Genomic DNA, 23,988 nt, shown 5'->3' on the forward strand with positions numbered 1-23,988 from the left:
GGCAGTGTTTTCGTATTGTGAGAAAACACTTTTGCCATTCGAGATTAGGAAGACGTGGCCGTACGATGCAATTATGACTGCCCGAACGAGGAGAGCATCGTGAGTACTACGAATCAAAACAGACGAGTAGCTGTGGTCACCGGGGCCGGGTCAGGCATCGGACGGGAAGTCGCTCGGCAGATGCTGGCGGACGGCTACCGGGTGGCACTCGCCGGCCGCCGCGAGGCGCAGCTCAAGGAAACCGCTGGCGGCAACCCGGATACGCTCGTGGTGCCCTGCGACGTCACCCGGCCCGGCGACGTCGAACGGCTTTTCGAGACGGCCCGGCAACAGTGGGGACGGATAGACGTGCTGTTCAACAACGCCGGCGTCTTTGGTCCGGCGGCCAGCGTGGACGAAATCAGCCTGGAAGACTGGAACGCCACCCTGGCCGTTAACCTCACCGGATCCATGCTGTGTGCCGCCGCAGCCGTACGGGCCATGAAGGCGCAGGAACCGCAGGGCGGCCGGATCATCAACAACGGCTCCATCTCCGCGCATTCGCCCCGTCCACGGACCGTGGCCTACACCGTCACCAAGCACGCCATGACCGGGCTGACCAAGAGCATCGAACTGGACGGGCGCGGCTACGGCATCACGTGCGGCCAGGTCGACATCGGCAACACGGCCACGGAGATCATGGACACCATCGGCGTCGGCTCAGGGGCGCTGCAGGCGGATGGCAGCCGTAGGATCGAGCCGATGTTCCCGGTGGCGGACGCGGCCCGCGCGGTGCTGATGATGGCCAACATGCCGGCCTCGGCCAGCGTGGGCTCGGTGGTGGTTACGGCCGCGGGCATGCCGTTCATCGGCAGGGGCTGACCGTCCGGAAAGCGCGGGCTAGAAGGGCAGCACGGCCGACAGGTCCGCACGCAGGCCGGATGCCGCAACCCGGCCGGCCTTGACCGCCTCCGCCCACGCCAGCTGCCCGGTGACCATCTCAAGCCAGGTGGCGGCGTCGCACTCAATGACATTCGGCGGGGTCCCGCGTGTGTGCCGCGGCCCCTCCACGCACTGGGTGACGCCGAACGGCGGCACCCGCACCTCAACCGAATTCCCCGGGGCCCGCGCCGTCAGCTCCTCCAGCGAGTACCGCACGGCAGTGGCCAGGACGGTCCGCGGAGCGGGAGTATCCGACGGCGGTTGCGCGGCTTCGCGCCACGCCTTCAGGGCTGCTTTGCCTTCCTGGACGTCAATACGACGGCGGGCTACGGCCATGCTTTCAGTCTTCCTTTTGCGTCGGCAGGGAAACAGGGAGTCAGTCGAGGAGCGCGGACACCGCCGGACCCAACCGGATCTTGCCCACCGGATGGCCGCCGCCAAGCACGGGTTCCACGACCTTCTCCAGGGCGCTGGCGACCCCTGGGATCTCGACTGCCCCGGCGGCAGCGAGCAGGGTCAGGGCCACCAGGGAAGTCGCCCGGATGTTCCCGTCCAGGATCTTAACGGCCACGGAAACTCCCTGGGGCGTGGCCATGGCAAGGACTCCCTCGGCCCCGATTTTGGCGATGATTTCAAGCTCATCCATCACCAGGGTGTTGGCTTCACCGCGGCCTTGGACGGCCCAGGGGTAATCGAGCATCGACGTTGCAATGGTGGCTGCCCGGGCGCTGAAGCGTTGGTCGCCCGGGGCTTTGGCCAGCTGCGAGTATGCCCGGGCAAGGCCTTTGAGGGAAACAGCAGCCACCGGAGCCCCGCAGCCGTCAATCCCCAGATGGGCAATCTTTTCGTCGGTGTATTCCTCGATCACGCTCCGGACCCGCTGCTGCAGGGGGTGGTTCGGCTCCAGGTAGCTGTTGGTGTCCCAGCCGTTTTCCTTGCAGGCCCAAAGGAAAGCGGCGTGCTTCCCGGAACAGTTGAACGCCAGCCGCGACTTCCCCTTCTCAGAGCGGACCAGCCAGTTCCTGGCGGTTTCGTCCTGCGGCCAGGCCTCCGGGCACTGCAGTTGGTCCTCACGGACCCCTGCAGCCTTGAGCATGCCCGCCACCACGTCCATGTGGTCCAGGGATCCGGTGTGGCTTCCGCAGGCGATGGCCACCTGGGCGCCGCGCAGCGGAACCCCTGACTGCATGGACGCCAAGGCCTGGAAAGGCTTCAACGTGGACCGGGCAAAGATGGGCGTGTTGATGTCGCCAAGCTCCGTAACCACCGAACCGTCGGCAGACAGGAGGACGGCGGAACCGATGTGCCGCGACTCCACAAAGCCGCTGCGTTCGATCACGGCCAGTTCGACGGCGGAGTCCACGGTAAAGGTTGCGTGCGGATTGTGGGGCATACCGCCAGTCTAGGGGCCAGCCGCCTACTGGACAGTGACCATCACCGACTGCCAGCCCGAGGCGCCGTCCGGAACCGGGTCCGCGCGCTGGTCAGTCTGGACCTGCCCGGTGCCGTCGGTGGCGCGCACCTTGATGTAGTGCGGGCCGGGGGCGGCGTCCCATTCGTAGGACCACTGGCGCCAGGTTACGGTGGACGCTTCGGCGGACAGGGTGGCTTCCGCCCAGGCACCGTTGTCGATCTGGACCTCCACTTTAGCGATGCCCCGCGTCTGCGCCCAGGCGGTCCCACCCACGGCCACCTTTCCGGCAGCTACTTTCGCGAAGGACCTGGGCACGTCCACGCGCGCCATCGTTTTGATGGGGCCACGTTCGGACCAGCCACGGTTGGTCCAGTACGCCTTGTTGTCGGCGAACCGGGTGACTTCAAGGTCCACCACCCACTTGGTGGCCGAAACAAACCCGTAAAGCCCTGGAACCACCATCCGCACCGGGTAGCCGTGCTCCAGCGGCAGCGGTTCGCCATTCATGCCGATGGCCAGCATGGCGTCCCTGCCATCCTGGAGGACCTCCAGGGGAGTGGAGGCACTGAAGCCGTCAATGGACTTTGACAGGACCATGTCTGCGCCATCCTTGGGCTTGGCCCGGGCCAGGACATCGCGGATGGGGAGGCCCAACCATTTGGCGTTGCCGGCGAGGTTGCCGCCTACGGGGTTGGACACGCAGGTGAGGGTCACGTGGGATTCGATAAGCTGCGCGTCGAGCAGGTCCTGGAAGGAGAGCGTGACTTCCTGCTCCACGAGGCCGTGAACACGGAGCTGCCAGTCATCAATGTTGATTTCCGGGATGCTCAGGGCAGTATCGATGCGGTAGAAGTCGTTGTTGGGTGTCAGCCACGGGGTCACGCCCGGTACAGGGGACTGTACCCCGGCCGGTACGGGCGATGCCGCCTTTGCCGGCGTGGGCAGCGTGAGTGCTTCGCGCGCCCTGGTGACGTTGCTGCGGGCGGCACCCAGGAGGCGGCCGCCAGTGGCGGCGATGCCGGCAGCCACCGCGGTAACCCCGGCAGCAGCAAAGAAGCGCCGGCGGTTGGTGCGCGCACCCTGGTGCCGGGCGTCGTCGTCGTGCGCCCGGTCAGCCGGTGCTTCAGGCCACTTCTTCAGCCCCCACAGCTGAACCATGAGCCGGCGCAGGACCACCAGGCCGGCAACCGTTCCCAGCACGGATGGGATGGCGTCTGCCGGGCCCACACCCGCGCGGGTCACCACACTGGCCACGATCACGGCCCCCATGAACAGCACCCCGAGGACGCCCAGCATCCACTTCCGGTAGGCCACCACTCCCAGGATGCACGCCAGCACCGCAATGGTCAGGCCCATGCCCACAAAGAGGGCGGCCTTGTCGTTGGTGCCAAACGTGGCGATCGCAAAGTCCTTCATCCACGGCGGGGTGAAATCAATGAAGGTCGAGCCCAGGGCAAACAGCGGCGTTGCCCGGGCGGTAAAGAACGCTCCGATCAGCTCCGCAACGGCAAGCACGACGGCGGCTGCCACCACGCCTGCCAGCGCGGCCATGGGGGCGGGGCCCGTTATCCGGTTTCGAAGCTTTGTCATGTTTACTATTCGGAGCGGCCGGGCACGCGGATTGACCGGGCGGGCAGGCCAGGACACAGCTTAGGAGCCGAAAGGGTGCACAAAGTACCCTTGGAGACTGTGAAGGTACTCGTCATAGGCCCCGGAGGCCGCGAACACGCCATTGTCCGCTCCCTGCTTGCCGACCCCAACGTGTCCGAAGTCCATGCGGCGCCCGGCAACGCCGGCATCAGCAAGCTGGTCCCCACATACAACATCAACGGCAACGACCCGGATGCGGTTGCGGAACTGGCCACACGGCTCGCCGTGGACCTGGTGGTGGTGGGCCCCGAGGCGCCGCTGGCCGCCGGTGTGTCCGACGCTGTCCGAGAGGCCGGCATCCCCGTCTTCGGACCCAGCAAGGCCGCAGCCCAGCTGGAGGCGTCCAAGGCGTTCGCCAAGGAAGTCATGGCCGAGGCCGGCGTGCCCACTGCCATGGCCCTGGTGGCCACCAACGCAGAGGAAGCGGCATCCGCCCTGGACACCTTTGGCGCCCCCTACGTGGTCAAGGACGATGGACTGGCCGCCGGCAAAGGCGTTGTGGTTACCCGTGACCGCGACGAAGCCCTGGCCCACGCCCAGTCCTGCTTTGACGCCGGCGGCTCCGTGGTCATCGAGGAGTTCCTGGACGGCCCCGAGGTATCCCTTTTTGTCCTCTGCGACGGCCAGAACACCGTGGCGCTCTCGCCCGCCCAGGACTTCAAGCGCATCTTTGACAACGACGAAGGGCCCAACACCGGTGGCATGGGTGCCTACACGCCACTTGAGTGGGCGCCTGAAGGGCTGGTGCAGGAAGTCCTGGACCGCGTAGCCCAGCCCACCGTAAACGAGATGGCCCGCCGCGGCACGCCCTTCGTCGGTGTGCTCTTCGTTGGCCTGGCCCTGACCTCGCGGGGCACCCGGGTCATCGAATTCAACGTCCGCTTCGGCGATCCGGAGACGCAGGCCGTCCTTGCCCGGCTCAAGACGCCCCTGGGTGCGCTGCTCATGGCAGCCGCCAAGGGCGAACTGGACACGGCGGAAGAGCTGCGCTGGGCAAAGGAAACCGCCGTCGCCGTCGTCATTGCCTCCGAGAACTATCCGGACAAGCCCCGCACGGGCGACCGAATCCGCGGGCTTAAGAAGGTGGAAGCCCTGGACGGTGTGCACGTCATCCACGCCGGAACCGCCCTGGACGTGGACGGCAAGGTGGTTTCCGCCGGAGGCCGTGTCCTGGCGGTCGTCGCCCTGGGCAGCGACCTGGTGGAGGCGCGCGAACGGGCGTACGACGGTGTGGAGCTGGTTCAGCTGGAAGGTTCCCAGTTCCGCAGCGACATTGCCCGCAAAGCCGCCCGCGGCGAAATCAAGGTGCCCTACGGGGCCACGGGATCAATGCCCATCCTGAAAGCAAAGGCCTGACATGACTGAAACTCCGGAGAACCGCGGCTACGCCACCGACACCCTGGACCTGCCCGGCTGGACGCACGTCTATTCAGGCAAGGTCCGCGACCTCTACGAGCCTGCCGACGAAGCCGTCCTCCAGCGCTTTGGGCAGGACTGCGTCCTGGTGGTGGCGAGCGACCGCATCAGCGCCTACGACCATGTGCTGTCCAGTGAAATCCCGGACAAGGGACGCATCCTCACCCAGCTGAGCCTCTGGTGGTTCGACCAGCTGGGCGTTGAGCACCACGTGCTGGGCTCCACCGCCGAGGACGGAGTGCCTGCCGAGGTTGAGGGCCGGGCCATGATCTGCAAGAAACTGGACATGTTCCCAGTGGAATGCATCGCACGCGGTTACCTCACCGGCTCCGGGCTGGTGGAGTACAAGGCTTCCGGCACGGTCTGCAACATCCCGCTGCCCGAAGGGCTGGTGGACGGGTCGCGGCTGGAACACGCCATCTTTACGCCGTCGGCCAAGGCCTTGATCGGCGAGCACGACGAGAACATCACCTACGACGCCGTGGTGGCCCTGGTAGGGGACGACATCGCCGCCCGCCTCAGCGAACTGACGCTGAAGATCTACACGACGGCGGAAAAGATTGCCCGGGAGCGCGGCATCATCCTGGCCGACACCAAAGTAGAGTTCGGGTACGACGCCGTCTCCGGGTCCATCACCCTGGGCGACGAGGTGCTTACCCCGGATTCCTCGCGCTTCTGGGACGCTGCCACCTACAAGCCGGGCCAGGCGCAGCCGTCCTACGACAAGCAGTACGTCCGGGACTGGCTGACGTCCCCCGAGTCCGGGTGGGACAAGTCCTCCGACACCCCGCCGCCGGCACTGCCGGCAGATGTGGTTGAGCGTACCCGCAGCCGGTACGTCGAGGCGTACGAGAAAATCACCGGCAAGACCTTTTCCTAAAATTTAACCAAAAGCCGGGCAGACCATGTGAATGGGTTTGCCCGGCTTTTTGGTCAGCTGGCCTTGGAAGCCGAAGCCGCCCGTTTCTGTGCCAGGTTGATTTCGAGGATTGCATCCAATGCCTGCTGGACCCGGTCCTGCGCGCCGGCTGCGGCGAACGCCTTTCGTGATTCCTCCAAGTGCACCAGAGCCTCTTCGGTTTCCCCCGCGGCCTTCAGCGACTTGCCAAGCAGAAGTGAAACTTCACCGGCGGTGTGCTTGCCCAGGGCGTCGCGTTCAGCATGGATCTCACGGAGCTTTTCGACGGCGGCCACGATGTCCCCGGTCAGGTAGAGCCAGCGCGCGCGAATGAAGGCGACTTCGAGTTCGTCGCTCTTGGTCCCCCCGACAATCGAGAATGCCAGCTCCGCACGTTCAATGGCTGCCAGTGTTTCCGGCTCCACAATTCCAGAGGATAGACGGACGGCCGCGGAAGCCTTGTTGAACCGAGCCCAAAGCTCAATATCGTTAGCGGGGGAGAGCAGTCGTGCTGCCCGCTCGTGGTGCTTGACGCCTTCGGTGTAATCGTGCCGCATGAACGCGACATTGCCGACAACCCAGGCGACTTCGCCAGCGAGCTGGGACATGGAGTGCTCATCCACCTGCTCCAGCAGGGCCTGGCAATACTTCCAGGCTTCATCCAGCCGCCCGCTTTCGGCGAGGGCCCCAATGAGAATCCGGTGCGCGCCAATGAGGACCGTGGACCCCCTGGGAAGGTTGACCGACAGCTTTACGGCCTCAAGCGCATGGTCCACGGCGAGTGCCAGTTGGCCCTGGCCATGGCAAACAGCGGCCAGCATCTGCAGGGCGCGAACGCCCAGGCCAACCGACTCTCTCGCCATGGGGTGTTCCAGGAGGCGTTCGATAATCTTCTGGCACTCCGGCAGGTCGCCCTGCTTCATGAGGCACTCGGCCTGCATGTAGGTCATGTTCCACCAGGCGCTGGTGTTTTTACCGTCAAGCGCTATTTGTGCGGCGGTGGCTGCATGGCTTGCCGCCAACGGATAATCCCGCAGATCCCAGGCTTGGCGGGCATAAAGCCCAGCCAGAACGTATTCGGCGTCACTCACGGAAATGGGTTGGCTCCAAGCCTCCAGTGCCTTGGGTGCCAACTCCAGCCGTCGGGCCAATTCCTCAATTACTTCAGCTGTCGGTTCACGCCGACCGGTCTCGAGCAAAGAGATGTAGCTGGGTGAATACAGGTCCTTGCCCAGCTCGGCCTGTGTCAGTCCACGCTCAAGGCGCTCCGCCCGGAGCTTTTCTCCGAATCCGTTGCCCACGCGTTTCCTCCTTCTGGACAGCTGGGCCTGTGAATGCTTGACAGCCCCTGTGGAAAATATTTTACAATGTGTGTCAACAAGGACAGTGCTGGCTTTGTAACGAATCCGACTCGTATTGAGGAACTTATATGTTGAAGAAGATTGCAACCGCGGCCGCCTTGGCTGGGGCCCTGGCTTTTTCCGCGGCGGCTCCGGCCGTTCTGTCTGCAGGTTCCATCGCCGATAACTCGGGTACGTCGGTAGCTATTGGCAACTGGCCTGACCCCGCCTCCACCAAGGCGAAGAAGGACAAGAAGACCACTACTACCACGGACACCTCCATCGTCACCTACATTGGCAACTGGCCTGACCCGGCGTAAATAGCTTCCTCATAACAGGAGGCGAGGGTGGCCCCGGAGCAACAGCTCCGGGGCTGTTCCTTTTAAGCCGGCGGGAAACTGGCGTAACCACATCGAGATGCAAAAAAGAGGGCCTCCGTTTGGAGACCCTCTTTCCGTTATGGTCGGGATGACAGGATTTGAACCTGCGACCTCTTCGTCCCGAACGAAGCGCGCTACCAAGCTGCGCTACATCCCGATCCGCTGCAAAAGCAACTTTACAAGGATAGCCGATTCCGGGTCCCGATGCGAAATCCTGAGGTCGGCCCCCTGCCGGCAGCCTCAGACCAGCGAATCCTTCCACGCGCCGTGGAGGTCAGCGAACCGTCCGCCGCCGCCAATGAGTTCGTCGGGAGTGCCGTCTTCCACGATCCGTCCGTCGTGAACTACCAACACCCGGTCCGCCGTCTCCACTGTGGACAGGCGGTGGGCGATGATCAGCGCTGTCCTCCGTGCTGCCTCCGTCCCGGCCAGCAGCCGGGCCAGCCCTGCCTGCACCAGGCGTTCGGACGGGATGTCCAGCGAAGAGGTGGCCTCATCCAAAATCAGCACCGCAGGCCGCGCCAGGAAGGCCCTGGCAAAGCTGATCAGCTGGCGCTGGCCGGACGAGACCCTGCCGCCGCGCTTGTTGACGTCCGTGTCGTAGCCCTCGGGGAGTTCCAGGATGAACTCGTGCGCCCCCACAGCCTTGGCGGCCTCTTCGATTTCGGCCCGGGACGCTTCCGGACGGCCCAGGGCGATGTTGTCGGCAACGGAGCCACTGAACAGGAAGGCTTCCTGGGTGACCATGACGATGTTGCGGCGGAGGTCGGTAGTGGCCAGGTCGCGGAGATCCACACCGTCCAGGGTGAGTGTTCCGGAGGTGACGTCGTAGAAGCGGGCGATGAGCTTGGCCAGGGTGGATTTTCCTGCGCCCGTCTGGCCTACCAGCGCCACGGTCTGTCCGGCCGGGATGTGGAGGTCCAGCGCGGGAACCACTATGGGGCCGTCACCGTAGCGGAACTCGACACCGCTAAAGTCGATCCGCCCCGTGGCCGCAGGCAGGGCAACAGGGTTCTTGGGCGGCCGGACCGTGGGCACCTCTTCGAGGAGCCCGGAAACCTTCTCCAGGGCGGCCTGCGCGCTCTGGAACGAGTTATAGAACATGGCCATCTGGTCCACGGGCTGGAAGAACCGCTTGGTGGACAGGATGAGGGCCAGGAGCACGCCGACTGCGAGGTCGCCGCCCAGAACGCGGAATCCGCCGAAGAGCAGTACCACTGCCACGCAGACGTTGCCGATCAGCACCAGGCCAGGCTGGAAGATCCCGTTGAGGTTGATGGATCGAACGGTCACCTGCCGGTAGTCCTCAGCCAGTTTCCCGTAGCGCTCTGAGTTCTCTTTCTCCTTACGGAAGGCTTTCACGGCACGGATGCCGGTCATGGTTTCCACGAAATGCACGATCAGCCGGGCGGAGACCACGCGTGATTCGCGGAAGGCGATCTGCGAGTGTTTCTGGTACCAGCGGGCCAGGAAGAACATGGGTACGCCGGCGGCCAGCACCAGCAGCCCACTCCGCCAGTCCAGCGCAAAGATGGTGGCGGCGGTGAAAGCCATGAACAGCATGCCTGAGGCCAGGGAGCTGACGCCCGAATCGAGGAGTTCGCGCAGCGCCTCCAGGTCAGAGGTCTGCCGCGCGATGATGCGGCCGGAGGTGTACTTCTCGTGGAACTCGAGGCTAAGCCGCTGGGTGTGCCGGAAAACCCGGACGCGGAGATCCAGCAGCATGGCCTGGCTGAGCCGCGCCGTGGAGGTGACGTACAGGGCGGTGAGTCCCGCCGTCGCAATTGCTGCCAGCAGGTAGGCGACGCCGGTGAACACCAGCGGGAGGTTGTCGCCGGCCTGGAGTGCGGGGAGGGCGTGGTCGATGCCGAAGGCGATCAGGGCCGGGCCCGCCACGCGCGCAGCCTGGGAGAGCACCACCATGGCAATAGTGAGCCAGAACCGTACCCGCACCGGACGGATCAGCGACCCCAGCAGGGCCAGCGACCGGCGTCGTACCGCGCGGCTCTCCGCCTTGCTGAGGTGGGCGTTGTCCTCGTTGGCTGTGCCAAACGCTGCGGCGCTCATCGGGTCACTTCCTCGGCCCGGTCTTCAAGTGCCGACAGTTCGGAGTCCAGGTCCCGCGGCTCCCGGTCCAGGCTGGCGATGACGTAGCGGTAGTGCTGGTTGCGGGCCAGCAGCTCGGTGTGGGTTCCGACGGCGGCGATCCGCCCGTTTTCGAGCAGTGCTACCCGGTCAGCGAGGGCCACGGTGGATGGCCGGTGGGCGACGATAAGGGTGGTGGTGTCCTTGAGGACCTCCCGGAGGCGTCCCTCCACCAATTCCTCGGTGTGGACGTCCAGGGCGGACAGGGGATCATCCAGGACCAGGACACGCGGACGGGCGGCGATGGCGCGCGCCAGGGCAATGCGCTGCCGCTGCCCTCCCGACAGGCTCAGGCCTTCCTCGCCGATCAGAGTGTCCACACCCTGGGGCAGGGAGTAGGCGAAATGGGCCTGGGCAACGTCGAGGGCTTCATCGAGTACCTCATCGGAGCGGACCGGGGCGCCGAGCAGCACGTTGTCCCGCACCGAATTCGAAAAGAGCGTGGTGTCCTCGAAAGCTACCCCTACCATGCTGCGCAGTTCCTCCACGTCGAAGTCCCTGATGTCGATGCCGTCAATGCTGATGGCGCCGCTCGTGACGTCATACAGGCGGGGAACCAGCTGGATCAGCGCGCTCTTGCCGCTGCCAGTGATGCCCACCAGGGCCATCGTCTCGCCGGGCCGGACATCGAAGTTGATGTCCTTGAGGATCGGCTTGTCCGGGGCGTCTTCGAAAGCGAAGGTTGCGTTGGTGAAACGGAGCGCCCCGGCGGGCTGCCCTGGGCGCCGTGGTTCCGCCGGGCTGGTGATGGTGTTGCGGGTGTCCATCACCTCGTAATGGCGGTCGACGGCGGTCTTGGCAGTGAGTGCCATGGCCAGCAGCATGCCGGAGAATTCCACGGGGGAGGCGATGACCGCGGCCGTGGCGAAGAATGCAACCAGCGAGCCGATGCTGAGCTGGCCGCTGGCGCACAACATCACGCCGACCACCAGTCCGGCACCGAGGGCCAGTTCGGGGAGCAGGGTGACCACCATGGTGAAGGTCGCCTGGTGGCGCGCTTTCGCGATCTCCGTCTGGCGAAGCTCCTCCGCCTGCTCGTTGAAGTTTTCCAGGGCTTCGCGGCTGCGCCCGAACGCCTTGAGCACTCGGATGCCGTGGACGGATTCCTCTACGGTGGTGGCGAGGTCGCCGGCCTGGTCCTGGCTGCGCCGGGCAACCTTGCTGAACCGGGTACGGAACCGGAAGCTGTTGATGGTGATGGGGACGGCGGCGGCGAGGAAGATCAGGGCCAGCTGCCAACTCATGGCAAACATGGCAACGATGCCGATCACCACGGTAAGGGTGGTGACCACCAGCATGATGGCGCCGAACGCCATCCACCGCCGGAGGAAGTTCAGGTCCGTCATGGCCCGGGACAGCAGCTGTCCGGAGCCCCACCGGTCGTGGAAGGAAACTGTCAGTTCCTGCAGGTGGTCGTAGAGTGAAACCCGCATCCGGGTTTCCACCGTGGTTGCGGGGTTGATGACGAACTGCCTGCGGAGGGCCACCAGTCCTGCTTCGGCGATGCCCAGCACCAGGATGACCCCTGCAGAGGTCCAGACCGCCTCTGTGGTACCCCCTGGCTGAAGGGCGGTATTGACCAGGACGCGCAGTACTTGGGGGATGGTCAACGCCACGATGCTGGCCAGCAGGGCACAGAGAAGCCCCAGCACAAGCCTGGGAAGGATGGGCCGGACATGCGGATAAAGACGGCTGATGGATCGGAAAAAGGGAGTCTGCTTGGCCATGCCCGCTTCTCAAGCTCTAAAACGAATGTAGTTTCCTCTAGCAACAACCCTATGCCATTGGCGTGAGGCGGTTCACAGGGATTTGCGGGGCCGGCCGGCTGCTTGCCCAGTTATTGCAGACCGTAATGCGGGATGTGCTATCAGATATGGTCCCCATAACCGCATTTTAGGGACCCTATCTGATAGGGCAACGGGTCAGTTGCGGGAGGTCAGGGTCAGCAGGACGGCCTCCGGCTTGCAGGCGATCCTTACCGGGGCGAAGCGCGAGGTGCCGATGCCGCCGGAGACGTTGACCGGCGTCGTCCTTCCGTTGCTTGACCAGTCATTGAGGCCCTTGGCGCGCCACGTGGGAATGTCGCAGTTGGCGATGATGGCCCCGTAACGGGGGATGCACAGCTGGCCGCCATGGGTGTGGCCGGCGAGCAGGAGGTCTGCGCCGCTTTCCGTGAAGTGGTCCAGCACGCGCTGGTACGGCGCGTGGATGACGGCGATCCGGAGGTGGTCATTGGAATCCTGGTTGACCGTTCCCCGGGGCCATCCGGCGTACCGTTCCCGGTTCAGGTGCGGATCATCGACGCCGGAAAAATCGAAGCGCATACCGTGGAGGACCACTGACTGGTTGCGGTTGGTCAGGTCCACCCAGCCGCTCATCCCGAACCCGGAACGGAGGCGCGGCCAGTCCAGGGCGACCGGCTTGGGCTTTACCTTGGACGGACCCAGCAGGTAGGACGCAGGGTTCTTGGGGCTGGGGGCGAAGTAGTCATTGGAGCCCGGGACAAAGACTCCGGGGAACTGCAGCAGCGGCTTCAAAGCATCCAGCAGCGGGTCCACAGCCTTGACGTGGCTGAGGTTATCGCCCGTGTTCACCACCAGGTCCGGCTGGAGCTCCGCCAGCGACCCAAGCCACTCAGCTTTCTTCTTCTGCCCGGGGACGAAGTGGATATCGCTCAAGTGCAGAATGCGGAAAGGGTCCCTGCCGGGCGGGAGGATGGCCAGGGTTTCCTCACGGAGGACGAACTGGTTCTTTTCCCAGAGCCCATAACCGAAGGCGGCCATCCCGGCCGCGGTTCCGGCTCCTGCAGTGACGGCAAAGCCGCGCCCGAAGGAACGGGCGCGGCTTGCCAGGTTATCCATGTCCATGTGCGGTCAGCCGTTTCCCTTGCCGTTGCCGTTGTTGGTGGGGGCGGGGGCTGGGGCAGGAGCCTGGGTGGCGGGGGCCTGCGGTGCTGGAGCCTGGGTAGCCTGCGGGGCGGGAACGGGCGCCTGGGTGGCTTGGGGAGTGGTACGGCCAGGCGTCGTGTTCGCCGTAGGGCCGCTGACCATGTTGCTCGGAGGCGCAGGGAACGGGTTGGTTCCGTAGGCCGGAGCGATCTTGGACATGTAGTTGGAGAACATGGGGCCGGCGATCATGTAGCCGTCAATGCCTTGATAGAACTTTCCGTTGACGGTGATGTTCTGGCCGGCACGGCCCTGGTTCCCCAAGGGGTCACCGAACCAGGCCGCGGTAGCCAGGCCCGTAGTGTGGCCAACAACCCAGGTGGAGCCGTTGTTGTTGGACGTACCGGTCTTGGCGCCGATGGGAAAGCTCGTCTTGGTGGAAATCCGGGGCTGAATCAGCGAGCCCGAGCCCCTGTTCAGGACCTCCTGGAGCGCGTAGTTCACGCCGCGGGCGACCTCTGGCTTGATCGCGTCCCGGCAGTTGCTGGACTGGGCCGGGAGCTGCTTGCCGGTGGCATCGGTGACTGAGGTGATGGCGATGGGTTCGCAGTACTTTCCGTCATTCGCGAAGGTGGCAAAGGCGCTGGCCATCGTAAGGGGTGACGTCTGGGTGGACCCCAGCAGGTTGCCCAGGGTCATCATGTTCACCTTGGGGTTCGGCTCGCTGCCATCCGCCGACGGCAGGCCGCTGTGCAGCCCAACGGCATCCGCAATCTGTTGGATTCCACAGAAGTCCAGCTGGGCGGCGGAGGCGAAGGTTACGGTGTTAATGGAGTTGTAGAGGCCCTCCAGGACCGTAAGCGGCTTGTACCACTGTGGCTCAGCATTCTGCAGGTCATCCGCGGCATCCAGCTTCGCGTTCTTCTGGGCGGTGCTGTAAGCGCCCTGCACCTTGCCGCAGGTGTTCTTCCACGGGTAGCCGATGGGGTAGACGCGCTGGGCAGCGTTGACCACGGTATTCATGGTCTTGCCCTCATTGAGCCACTCGGCAAAGGTGAACGGTTTCATGGTTGAGCCGGGCTGGAAGCCGCCGATGCCGTTGAGGTCGTTCCCGTCCTTGTCCAGCTGGTCAACGTTGAAGTTCAACTGCGAGTTGAAGCCGCTTGGGCCAGCCAGGAACGAAGTGTTCTGGGCCATGGAGACGATCTTGCCCGTGCCCGGTTGCACTGAGACCATGGACGCGCCCCACTTGTCGGGGTTGGCGCCTGCAGCCGCATCGGCCTGTTCCTGGGCCGTGGCCTGGGCCTTGGGGTCGAGGGTGGTTGTAATCGTGAGGCCGCCGCCGTAGAGGACATGCTGGCGTTCTTCTTTGTCCGCGCCGTAGGCGGGGTTGTTTTCCAGCAGATGCAGGACGTAGTTGCAGAAGTACGGGGCAGAAGCGGCGTAGGCGCAACCCTGCTTGGGCTGGGTCACCTTGGGTTCCACCGGCGTGGCCACCGCGGCCTCGTATTCCTCCGCGGTGATCTTTTTCTGGTCCTTCATCAGTCCCAGCACCAGGTCCCGGCGCTGCTTCGACTTTTCCGGATTGGTGATGGGATCAAAGGCGGAGGGGCTGTTCACCAGGCCGGCGAGCAGGGCTGCCTGCGGCAGGGTGAGGTCCTTGGCAGTAGTGCTGAAGAAGTAACGGGATGCCGCTTCGATGCCGTATGCGTCGCGGTTGAAGAACACGATGTTCAGGTAGCCCTCAAGGATCTGGTCCTTGGTGAATTCTTTCTCCAGGGCGATGGAGAGCTTCATTTCGCGGAGTTTGTCGCCAACGCCCTTGTTGACGCCGTTGAGCTTGATCTGGTCCTCTTCGCCGGCGGCTGCGAGGTTGGCGTTCAGGACGTTGTTGACGTACTGCTGCGTGATGGTGGACGCGCCCTGCTTGTTGCCGCGGGCTGTGGCGACCAGCGCGCGGAGGATGCCGGTGGTGTCCACACCGCCGTGCTCGTAGAACCTGCTGTCCTCCACCGCGATGATGGCGTTCTTCATGTTCGGTGAAATCTGGTCCAGCGGAACCTTGGTGCGGTTCTCCGTGTAGACGCTGGCGATCTCGCTGCCGTCCGCAGCCAGGATCCTGGTGGTCTGGCTCGGGGGATCAACCTTCAGTTCGGCGGGAAGGGAATCGAAGAAATTGATGGAACCGCTTGCCGCGCTGCCAGAGACGGCCGCGGCAGGGACCAACAGGCCCGCCACGAGGACACCGCAAATCGCGCTCACACCAAGGAAAAGAAGGATCTTACCCAGTGTGGTGGCAGTGTCGAATAAGGGGTTGTTGCGAGTCGCCATGTTTTCCACTTTACCGGCAAGGGCTACGCTTTCTCTCATGACCAAATGGGAGTACGCGACGATTCCGCTCATCATCCACGCTACAAAGCAGATCCTTGACCAGTGGGGAGAGGACGGCTGGGAGCTCGTCCAGGTAGTCCCCGGACCCGACGGTAACGGCCTTGTCGCCTACCTCAAGAGGGAGAAGCAGTAGCATGAGCACCCCCGCAGAAGCCCAGTCCAGCCCGGCGACGGCGCCGGTTTCCGCCGTCGAGCAGCGCCTCGCGGAACTTAGCCTTGCCCTCCCGGAGGTTGCCGCCCCGGTAGCCTCCTACGTTCCCGCTGTCGTCTCCGGCAGCCACGTCTATACCTCGGGCCAGCTGCCGTTTATTAACGGCAAACTCGAAGCTACGGGCAAGGTTTCGGCAGGAACGGAAGGGTTCGCCGACGAGCCCACGGTTTCCCCGGAGGACGCCCAACGCTACGCGGCAGTGTGCGCCGTCAACGCCCTTGCTGCCGTCAAGAGCGTCATCGGTGACCTTGACCGCATCACGCGGATCGTCAAAGTTGTGGGATTCGTCGCCTCGGATCCCTCCTTCACGGGCCAGCCCGCCGTCGTCAACGGCGCCTCGGAACTGCTGGGCCGTGTCCTTGGCGACGCCGGGCAGCACGCGCGGTCCGCCGTCGGCGTTGCCGTACTTCCACTCGACTCTCCCGTAGAGGTCGAGTTGATCGCCGAATTCAGCTAAGACCGGACACTTCCCTTGCCGCACCTCGCACGACGCCTTTTTGCACTTCCCCAGGATCTGGAAGGGGCAGCACAAAGCTGGCTCGAACACGGCGAGCGGACCCCCAGGGCCGCCCGCTACGCATCATCCGTAGTCCTCCTGCGCGATTCACCCACCGGTTTGGAGACGTGGCTGGGTTACCGACCCGGCTCCTCGCCGCTGGGGGTCCTCGCGTTCCCCGGCGGGTCCCTTGACCCGTCCGACGACGAGCCCATGGGTTGGCTGGGCCCGTCGCCGCAGCATTGGGCTGAGCAAATGGGAACGGACGACGTCGGGCTGGCGCGCCGCCACGTGGTGGGAGCCATCCGGGAACTCTTCGAGGAAACCGGCATCCTGCTGGCTGGTCCGGATATGTCCAATACGGTCGAAGCCACGTCAACGTCCGAATGGATGCGGGCCCGCGTGGCCGTCGCGGACCAGGAAAAGACGCTTGCCCAGGTCCTGGGCAAGCGCGGACTTTCCCTCCGCACCGACCTGCTGAAGTCCCTGGTCAACTGGCGCAGCCCGGACTTTGCGCACCGCCGGTTCGATACCCGGTACTTTGCGGCCACCCAGCCGCTTGGCCAGGAGCCGTCGCTGCTTGGGGGCAAAGGCGTGTGGGGCCGATGGGTCAACGCGGCGCAGGTGGTGCAGGAACGGAACACCAGCAATCTTGGGGACGAGGCAGGCCAGGAGAACACCGTGGGCCGCCCCTTGGGCGAACTGCTCGTGCCGGGCTCGGAAATCATGCTGGAAAAGATGGCGACGGCCAACGGCTGTATCGCTTATTTGAGCTACAAGCGGAAGCACCACGTATACCAGCCAACGCTGGTCGAAGAAGACGGCAGGCTCATGCTTGAAGTCGAGGCGGCCAAGACCGTGGCAGGGGACCACCAGCGCGAACGCTGACGCCCTGCAGAGGCGGGTAAAATCCTCAACAATGCCACACCGGAAGCAAGGGGGCGCCTTTGCGCGCAACGGTCAAGGACGTAGCGCGCCTCGCAGGGGTTTCGCCAAAGACAGTCTCGAACGTCATGAACGGAATTGTCCCGGTCAGCGCTCCCACCCGAACCAGGGTGGAGCAGGCCATGGCCGAGCTGGACTATGTCCCCAACCTCTCCGCCCGGGGATTGCGCAACGGCAGGTCTGGCGTCATTGCCCTGGCATTGCCGGACCTGGCCACGCCGTATTCTGCCGAAATTGCGCACAGCGTGGTGGAAGTAGCCCATGAACAGGGCTGGAGCGTGCAGATCGAGGAGACGGGATCCGATCCCACCCGCGAGTACGAATTGATGTCCCGCGCGCGCTCCAACCTGATAGACGGGTTGATCCTCAACCCCGTGGTGCTGGACGAGAGTGCCGTCAAAGTGGGCGTCGCCCTGCCTCCCGTGGTCCTGCTTGGGGAAGTGTCCCAGAAGCTGGCCGACCGTGTGTGGGTGGACAGCGTCGCCGCCGCCCGTGACATGACACTGGCGCTCGGCAGGACGGGCAGGCGGCGTATCGCGGTCCTGGGCGCCGCCGAGGGCAGGGGCTCCGCGGCAGCCGTCCTCCGCACCCGCGGGTACCAGGCCGCGCTTGGCGAACTCGGCATCCCCTGGGACGACTCGTTGATCATCCCTTGCGAAAAGTGGAGCCCGGATACGGCAGCCCATGCTCTTTCCGCCTACCTTGACGCGCACCCGGTGCCCGAGGCGCTGTTCTGTTTCACCGATTCCATGGCGATCGGTGCCCTGAGCGTGCTGTGGAAACGCGGCCTTCGGGTTCCCGACGATGTGGCCGTTGCGGGTTTCGACGACATCGCAGATGCGAAATATGCGGTGCCGTCACTGACAACCGTCTCCTTCGACAAGCGCAGGGTGGCCAGCGAAGCCCTGCGGCTCCTGACCGAACGCATGCAGGACCGCGAGGGCCCGCAGCGGGTGGTGGCCGTCGATTACGAAGTCGTGGAGCGGGAAAGCACCTCTTCCTAGGCCCTGCACGCAGCGCCGGCCACTGGCGTGGTGTCGAAGCGAGACAGCGGGATCACTTTGCGAACGCTAACAATTTTCATTGCGGGGACGCATTACATCGATGTAATGTGAGGCGTGCGTCACACCGGAGCCTGCAGGACTGCGATGAGGGACACCCGGCAGCAACGGTTGTGGCAACGGAATGACTTTCAGCGGACCCATCCAAAGGAGTGACGGGTGAAGCAGTTTGATTTTTTCGACGACAGGCAACTGTCCAGGCGCCGGCTGTTGTCCGGAACCGCAGCGTTGGGAAGCGTGTTCGCCGCGGCGGCCTTGTCCGGGTGCGGCGGAAATGCCTCCGCCGCGGCCCCCAGGGATATCCAGTTCTGGCATCTCCTGTCCGGTGGCGACGGCATCAAGATGCAGAACATGATCAGCAAGGTGAACGACGCCAACCCCGCGTTCAAGGTGCACCCGACAGTTCTTGCCTGGGGGCCGCCGTACTACACCAAGCTGGCCATGGCATCGGCCGGCGGCCGTCCGCCGCAGCTGGCCATCATGCATGCCAGCCGCGTTCCCGGCTATGCGCCCGGCGGCCTGATCGACCCATGGGACCTGGACCTGCTGTCAGAGTTCGGCGTCACCAGCCAGAGCTTCGCGCCCAGGATCTGGGACAAGAGCCGGAACAACGGCAAAGTCTTCTCCATCGCCCTGGATTCGCACCCCTTTGTCATGTTCTATAACCGTGACGTGGCGGGAAAGGCAGGACTGCTTGGCAGCAACGGGCAGTTGCAGGAAGCGAAGTCCCCGCAGGAATTCATCAGCATCGCGCGGGAAATGCAGAAAGTGACCCAGGCGCACGGTCTGTCCTTCGGGTACCTCGGCAGCGGGTCACAGATGTGGCGCCTTTTCTACACCCTCTACCGGCAGCACGGGGCAAGCATGGAACTGACCCCCGGCAAGCCAATGGTGGCCGACAACGAGGCCGCCGTTGAGTCCCTGGAATTCATGACCTCCCTGTTCGATGACACCATCGCGGCGCAAAGCGGCGACATCAGCACCGGCATCGCGGAATTCGCCCGCGGGGGATCAGGCATGCTCTTCAGCGGGGTCTGGGAGCTTCCCACCTTCAAGAAGGCAAACCTGCCCGTTGACGCCGCCACCATCCCCACGCTGTTCGGAACGCCGGCCGCATACGCTGACTCGCATTCCTTCGTGCTTCCCCGGCAGCTGAACGTCGACGACGCCAAGCGCCGCGACGTCTACAAATTCGTCAGCGACATCCTCAAGGGCTCGCTGTCCTGGGCCGAGGCAGGACATATCCCCGCCTTCCAGCCGGTGGTGCAATCCCAGGCCTACCGCGAACTCACGCCCCAGATCCACTACGCCAACGCCGCAGACATCATCGCCTACGACCCGGAGGCCTGGTTCAGCGGATCGGGCTCCGACTGGCAAACGTACTTTGCGGAGACCGTACAGAACGTGCTCCTCGGCCGCGACAAGGCAACTGATGGCTGGGATGCCTTCGTGCGGCGCACCAACACCCTGCTTTCCCGTCCCAACCCGGTTTGAACCGCCAAGCGACACAGGAGTCCAAATGAGTTCCGTAGCAACGTCACACAACAGCGAGGGTCCGGCGGGTTCGCTGCCCGGGCTGTCCCGCCAAAGAATGTCCAGGCAGGCGGGGTCCAGGACCGCAGGGTCCCGTTCCCAGGGAAGCCGGGACAACCTCAACGGCTGGGCCTTTGCTGCGCCGTTCCTGGCATTCTTCCTGGTCTTCCTCGTCTGGCCCCTCCTTTACGGGCTGTACATGAGCCTGACCGGCAAGTCCCTTACCGGGGCCAACGACAGCCTGATTGGGCTGGCAAACTACAGCGAAGCCCTCGCCGACTCCGACATGTGGCATTCGCTGGGCAACACCCTTTACTTCACGGTCATCAGCACCGTCCCGCTGGTGGTCGTTGCCTTGGTCATGGCCGCCCTGGTCAATGTCGGACTGCCCGCGCAATGGCTGTGGCGGCTGTCCTACTTTGCCCCGTACCTGCTGGCCTCCACCGTTGTCTCCCTGTTCTTCACCTGGATGTACAACCCCCAGCTGGGCCTGATCAACGACTCACTGGCCAAAATCGGGCTGCCGAAAGTTGCGTGGCTGAACGACCCCGGCGTAGCCATGTGGGCAATCGTCATCGCCACCCTGTGGTGGACGGTGGGCTTCAACTTCCTCCTGTACCTGGCGGCGATGCAGAACATCCCCGCCCAGCACTATGAAGCGGCGTCGCTGGACGGCGCCGGTGCCTGGCGGCAGTTCTTTTCCATCACCCTGCCGCAGCTGGCCCCGACCACCGTGATGATCGTGCTCCTCCAGATCCTGGCGTCGCTGAAGATTTTCGACCAGGTCTACCAAATGACAGCAGGCGGCCCGGGCGGTGCCACCCGGCCCGTGGTGCAGTACATCTTCGAAACCGGCTTCACCGGATACCGGCTGGGCTACTCGGCAGCCATCTCCTACATCTTGTTCGGACTGATCGTGGCCGTTTCGGTCATCCAGTTCCTCATCACCCGCCGCAGGAGTGCATAGCCATGGCAACTGAAACCCTAGCCCGCCCTCTTCCCTCCACGGCCACGCCATCCGCCGGCGGCAGGAACGGCCGCAGGATGAGCCCCGGCCGCGTTGCGGTCCTGGCAGTCGCCGCCCTGCTGGCCGTCCTCTGGATGGTGCCCTTCGCCTGGGCAACCGTCACCGCTTTCAAGAGCGAAACTGATGCCGCCGCTCCGAAGGTCAGCTGGATCCCGCCGTCGGGCTTCACCGCCGATGCGTTCGTCAAGGTGTTCCAGGACGGCAACATCCCGCTCTGGACCTGGAATTCGCTGTACACCTCGGCGGCCATCACAATGATCACGCTGGTCATTTCCGCGCTGGTGGCCTACGCGCTGTCCCGCATCGACTTCCGGGGCAAGAAGGTCCTGATGACCGTGATCATCGCGTCCATCATCGTTCCCCCGCCGGTCCTGATCATCCCGCTGTTCTACCAAATGGTGGCACTGCACATGATCGATACCTCCTGGGCCATCATCCTGCCGCAGGTCATCCATCCGGCCATGGTGTTCGTGCTCAAGAAGTTTTTCGACCAGATCCCGCGCGAACTCGAAGAAGCCGCGGTCATGGACGGCGCCAGCCGGATGCGGATTTTCCTCCAGGTCATCCTTCCGCTGTCCCGCCCCATCCTCGCGGCGGTGGCAATCTTCGTGTTCATCGGCGCCTGGAACAACTTCCTCTGGCCCTTCATTGCCACCAACGACGGGTCCGTCCTGACCCTCCCCGTGGGGCTGCAGACCATCAAGAGCGCCTACGGCATCCAGTACGCCCAGAACATGGCGTCCGCGTTGCTCGCGGCCCTGCCGCTGATCCTGCTTTTCCTGTTCTTCCAGCGCCAGATCATCAAGGGCGTTGCGACGACGGGACTCGCCGGCACCTGACGCCCACCGTCGCTTTCCACCACCTGCCTGACGTACAACCAAGGAGATCATTCTTATGTCCCGCGCCAGAATCACCCTCGACCGCGACTTCACCATCGGCGAAGTGCCCCGGCGCCTTTTTGGCTCCTTCGTGGAGCACATGGGCCGCTGCGTCTATACCGGCATCTACGAACCGGGCCACCCGGAGGCCGACGAAAACGGCTTCCGCCAAGACGTCCTCAAGCTCGTAAAGGAGCTCGGCGCCACAGTGGTCCGCTATCCCGGCGGCAACTTCGTCTCGGGCTACGACTGGGAAGACGGAATTGGCCCCCGCGAAGACCGGCCGCGCAGGCTTGACGGGGCCTGGCACACCCTGGAAACCAACGCCTTCGGCCTCCACGAATTTGTGGACTGGTCCCGCCAGGCCGGTACCGAAATCATGGAAGCCATCAACCTGGGAACCAGGGGAGTGGACGCCGCCCGGGCCATCGTCGAATACGCCAACCACCCGGGCGGCACCCGCCTTTCGGACCTGCGCGCCAAAAACGGCCACAAGGACCCCTTTAACATCAAGCTCTGGTGCCTGGGCAATGAAATGGACGGCCCCTGGCAGATCGGCCACAAGACGGCAGAGGAGTACGGCCGGCTGGCCCAGGAAGCGGCCAAGGCCATGCGGTTCGTCGACCCGGACATCGAACTGGTGGCCTGCGGAAGCTCCAACTCGGGAATGCCTACTTTCGGGGCTTGGGAGCAGACCGTCCTGACCCACGCCTACGACGAAGTCGACTATGTTTCCCTGCACGCCTACTACCAGGAGCACGACGGGGACGTCGGCAGCTTCCTGGCCAGCGCCGTCGACACCGACTACTTCATCGAATCGGTCATTGCCACCGCAGACGCGGTCCGCGCCAAGGGCAAGCACAAGAAGCACATCAACCTGTCCTTCGACGAATGGAACGTCTGGTACCAGCGGGGCCTGGACACGGAGGACCAGCCGCACAATGTGTCCAAGGCCGGCTGGCGTGAGCACCCCCGGGTCATCGAGGACAAGTACAACGTGACGGACGCCGTCGTCGTCGGAACTTTGCTTAACTCGCTGCTCCGGCACGGCGACAGGGTCAAGATCGCCAACCAGGCGCAGCTGGTCAACGTCATCGCCCCCATCTTCAGCGAGGAGAACGGTCCGGCCTGGCGGCAAACGATCTTCCACCCGTTCTCCAGGATGGCGGAACTGGCGAAGGGCCAGATCCTGCGGTTGTCCGTCGACTCCGACAAGTACGCCAATACCCGGTTTGGCGATACGGACCTGGTCGATGTCAGCGCCACCTGGAACGAGGAGACGGGCCGGGTGGCCTTGTTCCTTGCCAACCGCGGGCTCGAGGAGGCGGCGGATGTGGAGGTCAGCCTGCGTGGCTTCGACGCACAGCGGGTGGTCAGGGCGGAAGTGCTGGAAATCCCTGACGGCGGTGACCGGTTCACCATCAACAACCAGGACAACCAGGACCGCGTGGGCCTGAAGCCGCTGGAGGGTGCCAAGGCGAACGGCTCTGAGCTGCGGCTCAGCCTTCCTGCGTTGTCGTGGGCCGTCGTCGAACTGGACGTGGTGAAGAACTGACTCCCGCGGCTGCGCAACAAAAAGGCCGCCCCTCGGGGCGGCCTTTTTGCTTGGTCTTAGCGGGAGCGCTGGCGGAGGCGCTGCATGTCCAGGATCACCACGGCGCGGGCCTCGAGCCGGAGCCAGCCACGCTGGACAAACTCGGCCAGGGCCTTGTTGACGGTTTCGCGGGAGGCGCCCACCAGCTGCGCCAGTTCTTCCTGCGTGAGCTCGTGCGCCACCAGGACGCCGTCGGTGGCCGGGCGGCCGAAGCGGTCGGCAAGGTCCAGCAGGGCCTTGGCCACGCGGCCCGGGACGTCCGAGAAGACGAGGTCCGAGAGGGAGTCGTTGGTGCGGCGCAGGCGGCGGGCCAGGGCCTGCAGCAGCTGGGCCGAGACCTCGGGGCGGGTGCGCAGCAGGGCGTTCAGGCTCTCGTTCTTGAGCCCGGCCAGCCGGGTTTCGGACACCGCGGTGGCGGTGGCAGTGCGGGGGCTGGGATCAAACAGCGCCATCTCGCCGAAGAGCTCGCCCGGGCCGAGGATGGCCAGGAGGGACTCGCGGCCGTCCGGGGAAGTGCGGCCGAGCTTCACCTTGCCTGAGACGATGAAGTACAGCTGGTCACCCTGGTCGCCTTCGCGGAACACTGATGCGCCGCGGGATAGGTCCACCTCGGTGAGCTCGTCCGTCAGCAGCCGGAATGCGTCGTCGTCGAGCGTGGCGAAAAGGGGTGCTCGGCGCAGTACCTCGATGTCCATGAAATCTCCTGAGTAAAAGTATCGGCTGTGGGCGCTTTTGCCATTGTTTCAGAATTTTCAAGGTTCTGTGACGAACTTGGCATGGGAAACACGGGCAGGCCGCCCGCA

The 23,988-nt window shown here is 64.5% G+C and carries 21 protein-coding genes and 1 tRNA gene; 12 read left to right on the forward strand and 10 right to left on the reverse strand.

Annotated elements, in window-relative coordinates; genetic code table 11:
- The first annotated feature begins 99 nt into the window (after positions 1–99).
- On the forward strand, positions 100–861 hold the full coding sequence (locus NIBR502771_RS08370; RefSeq protein ID WP_141159351.1) for an SDR family oxidoreductase: 762 nt from the start codon (positions 100–102) through the stop codon (positions 859–861).
- A gap of 18 nt (positions 862–879) precedes the next feature.
- Here the strand turns inward: NIBR502771_RS08370 and NIBR502771_RS08375 are convergent, their stop codons facing one another.
- The 3 genes from NIBR502771_RS08375 to NIBR502771_RS08385 are packed head-to-tail and all read right to left on the reverse strand — an operon-like array spanning position 880 to position 3,925.
- Positions 880–1,257: a sterol carrier family protein gene (locus NIBR502771_RS08375; protein WP_141159352.1), complete on the reverse strand. Its 378-nt coding sequence runs from the start codon at positions 1,255–1,257 to the stop codon at positions 880–882.
- A gap of 40 nt (positions 1,258–1,297) precedes the next feature.
- Positions 1,298–2,314 carry an asparaginase gene (locus NIBR502771_RS08380; protein ID WP_141159353.1) on the reverse strand — a complete coding sequence of 339 codons (1,017 nt, stop codon included), beginning with the start codon at positions 2,312–2,314 and terminating at the stop codon, positions 1,298–1,300.
- Positions 2,315–2,338: 24 nt separating this feature from the next.
- Positions 2,339–3,925, reverse strand: a complete 1,587-nt coding sequence (locus NIBR502771_RS08385) for a molybdopterin-dependent oxidoreductase (protein WP_141159354.1) — start codon at positions 3,923–3,925, stop codon at positions 2,339–2,341.
- A gap of 99 nt (positions 3,926–4,024) precedes the next feature.
- On the opposite strand from NIBR502771_RS08385, the gene purD reads away from it, so the two are divergent.
- Both purD and NIBR502771_RS08395 read left to right on the forward strand, forming a co-directional pair.
- Positions 4,025–5,341, forward strand: coding sequence for a phosphoribosylamine--glycine ligase (gene purD / locus NIBR502771_RS08390; RefSeq protein ID WP_141161467.1), 1,317 nt, complete (start codon positions 4,025–4,027; stop codon positions 5,339–5,341).
- A gap of 1 nt (position 5,342) precedes the next feature.
- Positions 5,343–6,281 carry a phosphoribosylaminoimidazolesuccinocarboxamide synthase gene (locus NIBR502771_RS08395; protein WP_141159355.1) on the forward strand — a complete coding sequence of 313 codons (939 nt, stop codon included), beginning with the start codon at positions 5,343–5,345 and terminating at the stop codon, positions 6,279–6,281.
- A 53-nt stretch (positions 6,282–6,334) separates the two neighbouring features.
- Here the strand turns inward: NIBR502771_RS08395 and NIBR502771_RS08400 are convergent, their stop codons facing one another.
- The gene (locus tag NIBR502771_RS08400) at positions 6,335–7,600 is read right to left on the reverse strand and encodes a helix-turn-helix transcriptional regulator (protein ID WP_141159356.1); all 1,266 of its coding nucleotides are present in this window, start codon (positions 7,598–7,600) and stop codon (positions 6,335–6,337) included.
- Positions 7,601–7,728: 128 nt separating this feature from the next.
- Between NIBR502771_RS08400 and NIBR502771_RS08405 the strand changes: the two genes are divergently transcribed.
- On the forward strand, positions 7,729–7,959 hold the full coding sequence (locus tag NIBR502771_RS08405) for a hypothetical protein (RefSeq protein ID WP_141159357.1): 231 nt from the start codon (positions 7,729–7,731) through the stop codon (positions 7,957–7,959).
- 140 nt (positions 7,960–8,099) lie between these two features.
- Here NIBR502771_RS08405 and NIBR502771_RS08410 read toward each other — a convergent pair.
- From NIBR502771_RS08410 to NIBR502771_RS08430, 5 genes are all read right to left on the reverse strand, one after another.
- Positions 8,100–8,176: transfer RNA gene (locus NIBR502771_RS08410), tRNA-Pro, on the reverse strand.
- A gap of 83 nt (positions 8,177–8,259) precedes the next feature.
- A complete protein-coding gene (locus tag NIBR502771_RS08415) occupies positions 8,260–10,086 on the reverse strand; it encodes an ABC transporter ATP-binding protein (protein ID WP_141159358.1) in 1,827 nt (608 codons plus the stop codon).
- Positions 10,083–11,891, reverse strand: coding sequence for an ABC transporter ATP-binding protein (locus NIBR502771_RS08420; RefSeq protein ID WP_141159359.1), 1,809 nt, complete (start codon positions 11,889–11,891; stop codon positions 10,083–10,085). The genes NIBR502771_RS08415 and NIBR502771_RS08420 overlap by 4 nt, the downstream gene beginning before the upstream one ends.
- 195 nt (positions 11,892–12,086) lie before the next feature.
- Positions 12,087–13,031, reverse strand: a complete 945-nt coding sequence (locus NIBR502771_RS08425; RefSeq protein ID WP_141159360.1) for a metallophosphoesterase — start codon at positions 13,029–13,031, stop codon at positions 12,087–12,089.
- 6 nt (positions 13,032–13,037) lie between these two features.
- Positions 13,038–15,380 (reverse strand): transglycosylase domain-containing protein, encoded by a 2,343-nt coding sequence (locus tag NIBR502771_RS08430; protein WP_141159361.1) that lies wholly within the window; start codon positions 15,378–15,380, stop codon positions 13,038–13,040.
- A gap of 37 nt (positions 15,381–15,417) precedes the next feature.
- Between NIBR502771_RS08430 and NIBR502771_RS08435 the strand changes: the two genes are divergently transcribed.
- The 8 genes from NIBR502771_RS08435 (at position 15,418) to NIBR502771_RS08470 (ending at position 23,146) form a co-directional block, all read left to right on the forward strand.
- Positions 15,418–15,573, forward strand: a complete 156-nt coding sequence (locus tag NIBR502771_RS08435; protein ID WP_009359196.1) for a DUF4177 domain-containing protein — start codon at positions 15,418–15,420, stop codon at positions 15,571–15,573.
- Position 15,574: 1 nt separating this feature from the next.
- Entirely contained in the window at positions 15,575–16,108 is a 534-nt protein-coding gene (locus NIBR502771_RS08440; protein ID WP_141159362.1) for a RidA family protein, read from the forward strand.
- Between the two features lie 15 nt (positions 16,109–16,123).
- Positions 16,124–17,035: an NUDIX hydrolase gene (locus tag NIBR502771_RS08445; protein ID WP_141159363.1), complete on the forward strand. Its 912-nt coding sequence runs from the start codon at positions 16,124–16,126 to the stop codon at positions 17,033–17,035.
- Positions 17,036–17,094: 59 nt separating this feature from the next.
- The gene (locus NIBR502771_RS08450) at positions 17,095–18,096 is read left to right on the forward strand and encodes a LacI family DNA-binding transcriptional regulator (RefSeq protein WP_141159364.1); all 1,002 of its coding nucleotides are present in this window, start codon (positions 17,095–17,097) and stop codon (positions 18,094–18,096) included.
- A 216-nt stretch (positions 18,097–18,312) separates the two neighbouring features.
- Positions 18,313–19,647, forward strand: a complete 1,335-nt coding sequence (locus tag NIBR502771_RS08455) for an extracellular solute-binding protein (protein ID WP_141159365.1) — start codon at positions 18,313–18,315, stop codon at positions 19,645–19,647.
- 97 nt (positions 19,648–19,744) lie between these two features.
- A complete protein-coding gene (locus tag NIBR502771_RS08460; RefSeq protein WP_141161468.1) occupies positions 19,745–20,653 on the forward strand; it encodes a carbohydrate ABC transporter permease in 909 nt (302 codons plus the stop codon).
- 2 nt (positions 20,654–20,655) lie between these two features.
- Positions 20,656–21,552 carry a carbohydrate ABC transporter permease gene (locus NIBR502771_RS08465; protein ID WP_141159366.1) on the forward strand — a complete coding sequence of 299 codons (897 nt, stop codon included), beginning with the start codon at positions 20,656–20,658 and terminating at the stop codon, positions 21,550–21,552.
- Positions 21,553–21,607: 55 nt separating this feature from the next.
- Complete coding sequence (locus NIBR502771_RS08470) at positions 21,608–23,146, forward strand: alpha-N-arabinofuranosidase (protein ID WP_141159367.1); 1,539 nt, start codon at positions 21,608–21,610, stop codon at positions 23,144–23,146.
- A 56-nt stretch (positions 23,147–23,202) separates the two neighbouring features.
- Here NIBR502771_RS08470 and NIBR502771_RS08475 read toward each other — a convergent pair whose 3' ends face one another.
- Complete coding sequence (locus tag NIBR502771_RS08475; RefSeq protein WP_011775987.1) at positions 23,203–23,880, reverse strand: Crp/Fnr family transcriptional regulator; 678 nt, start codon at positions 23,878–23,880, stop codon at positions 23,203–23,205.
- Positions 23,881–23,988 lie beyond the last annotated feature (108 nt).

The sequence above is a fragment of the Pseudarthrobacter sp. NIBRBAC000502771 genome (assembly GCF_006517215.1).
Classification (GTDB): domain Bacteria; phylum Actinomycetota; class Actinomycetes; order Actinomycetales; family Micrococcaceae; genus Arthrobacter; species Arthrobacter niigatensis.

Coding starts and splice junctions, on each gene's coding strand:
- NIBR502771_RS08375 (WP_141159352.1), bottom strand. CDS start 1,257: ATGGCCGTAGCCCGCCGTCGTATTGACGTCCAGGAAGGCAAAGCAGCC.
- NIBR502771_RS08380 (WP_141159353.1), bottom strand. CDS start 2,314: ATGCCCCACAATCCGCACGCAACCTTTACCGTGGACTCCGCCGTCGAA.
- NIBR502771_RS08385 (WP_141159354.1), bottom strand. CDS start 3,925: ATGACAAAGCTTCGAAACCGGATAACGGGCCCCGCCCCCATGGCCGCG.
- NIBR502771_RS08395 (WP_141159355.1), top strand. CDS start 5,343: ATGACTGAAACTCCGGAGAACCGCGGCTACGCCACCGACACCCTGGAC.
- NIBR502771_RS08405 (WP_141159357.1), top strand. CDS start 7,729: ATGTTGAAGAAGATTGCAACCGCGGCCGCCTTGGCTGGGGCCCTGGCT.
- NIBR502771_RS08415 (WP_141159358.1), bottom strand. CDS start 10,086: ATGAGCGCCGCAGCGTTTGGCACAGCCAACGAGGACAACGCCCACCTC.
- NIBR502771_RS08420 (WP_141159359.1), bottom strand. CDS start 11,891: ATGGCCAAGCAGACTCCCTTTTTCCGATCCATCAGCCGTCTTTATCCG.
- NIBR502771_RS08425 (WP_141159360.1), bottom strand. CDS start 13,031: ATGGACATGGATAACCTGGCAAGCCGCGCCCGTTCCTTCGGGCGCGGC.
- NIBR502771_RS08430 (WP_141159361.1), bottom strand. CDS start 15,380: ATGGCGACTCGCAACAACCCCTTATTCGACACTGCCACCACACTGGGT.
- NIBR502771_RS08435 (WP_009359196.1), top strand. CDS start 15,418: ATGACCAAATGGGAGTACGCGACGATTCCGCTCATCATCCACGCTACA.
- NIBR502771_RS08440 (WP_141159362.1), top strand. CDS start 15,575: ATGAGCACCCCCGCAGAAGCCCAGTCCAGCCCGGCGACGGCGCCGGTT.
- NIBR502771_RS08460 (WP_141161468.1), top strand. CDS start 19,745: ATGTCCAGGCAGGCGGGGTCCAGGACCGCAGGGTCCCGTTCCCAGGGA.
- NIBR502771_RS08465 (WP_141159366.1), top strand. CDS start 20,656: ATGGCAACTGAAACCCTAGCCCGCCCTCTTCCCTCCACGGCCACGCCA.
- NIBR502771_RS08470 (WP_141159367.1), top strand. CDS start 21,608: ATGTCCCGCGCCAGAATCACCCTCGACCGCGACTTCACCATCGGCGAA.
- NIBR502771_RS08475 (WP_011775987.1), bottom strand. CDS start 23,880: ATGGACATCGAGGTACTGCGCCGAGCACCCCTTTTCGCCACGCTCGAC.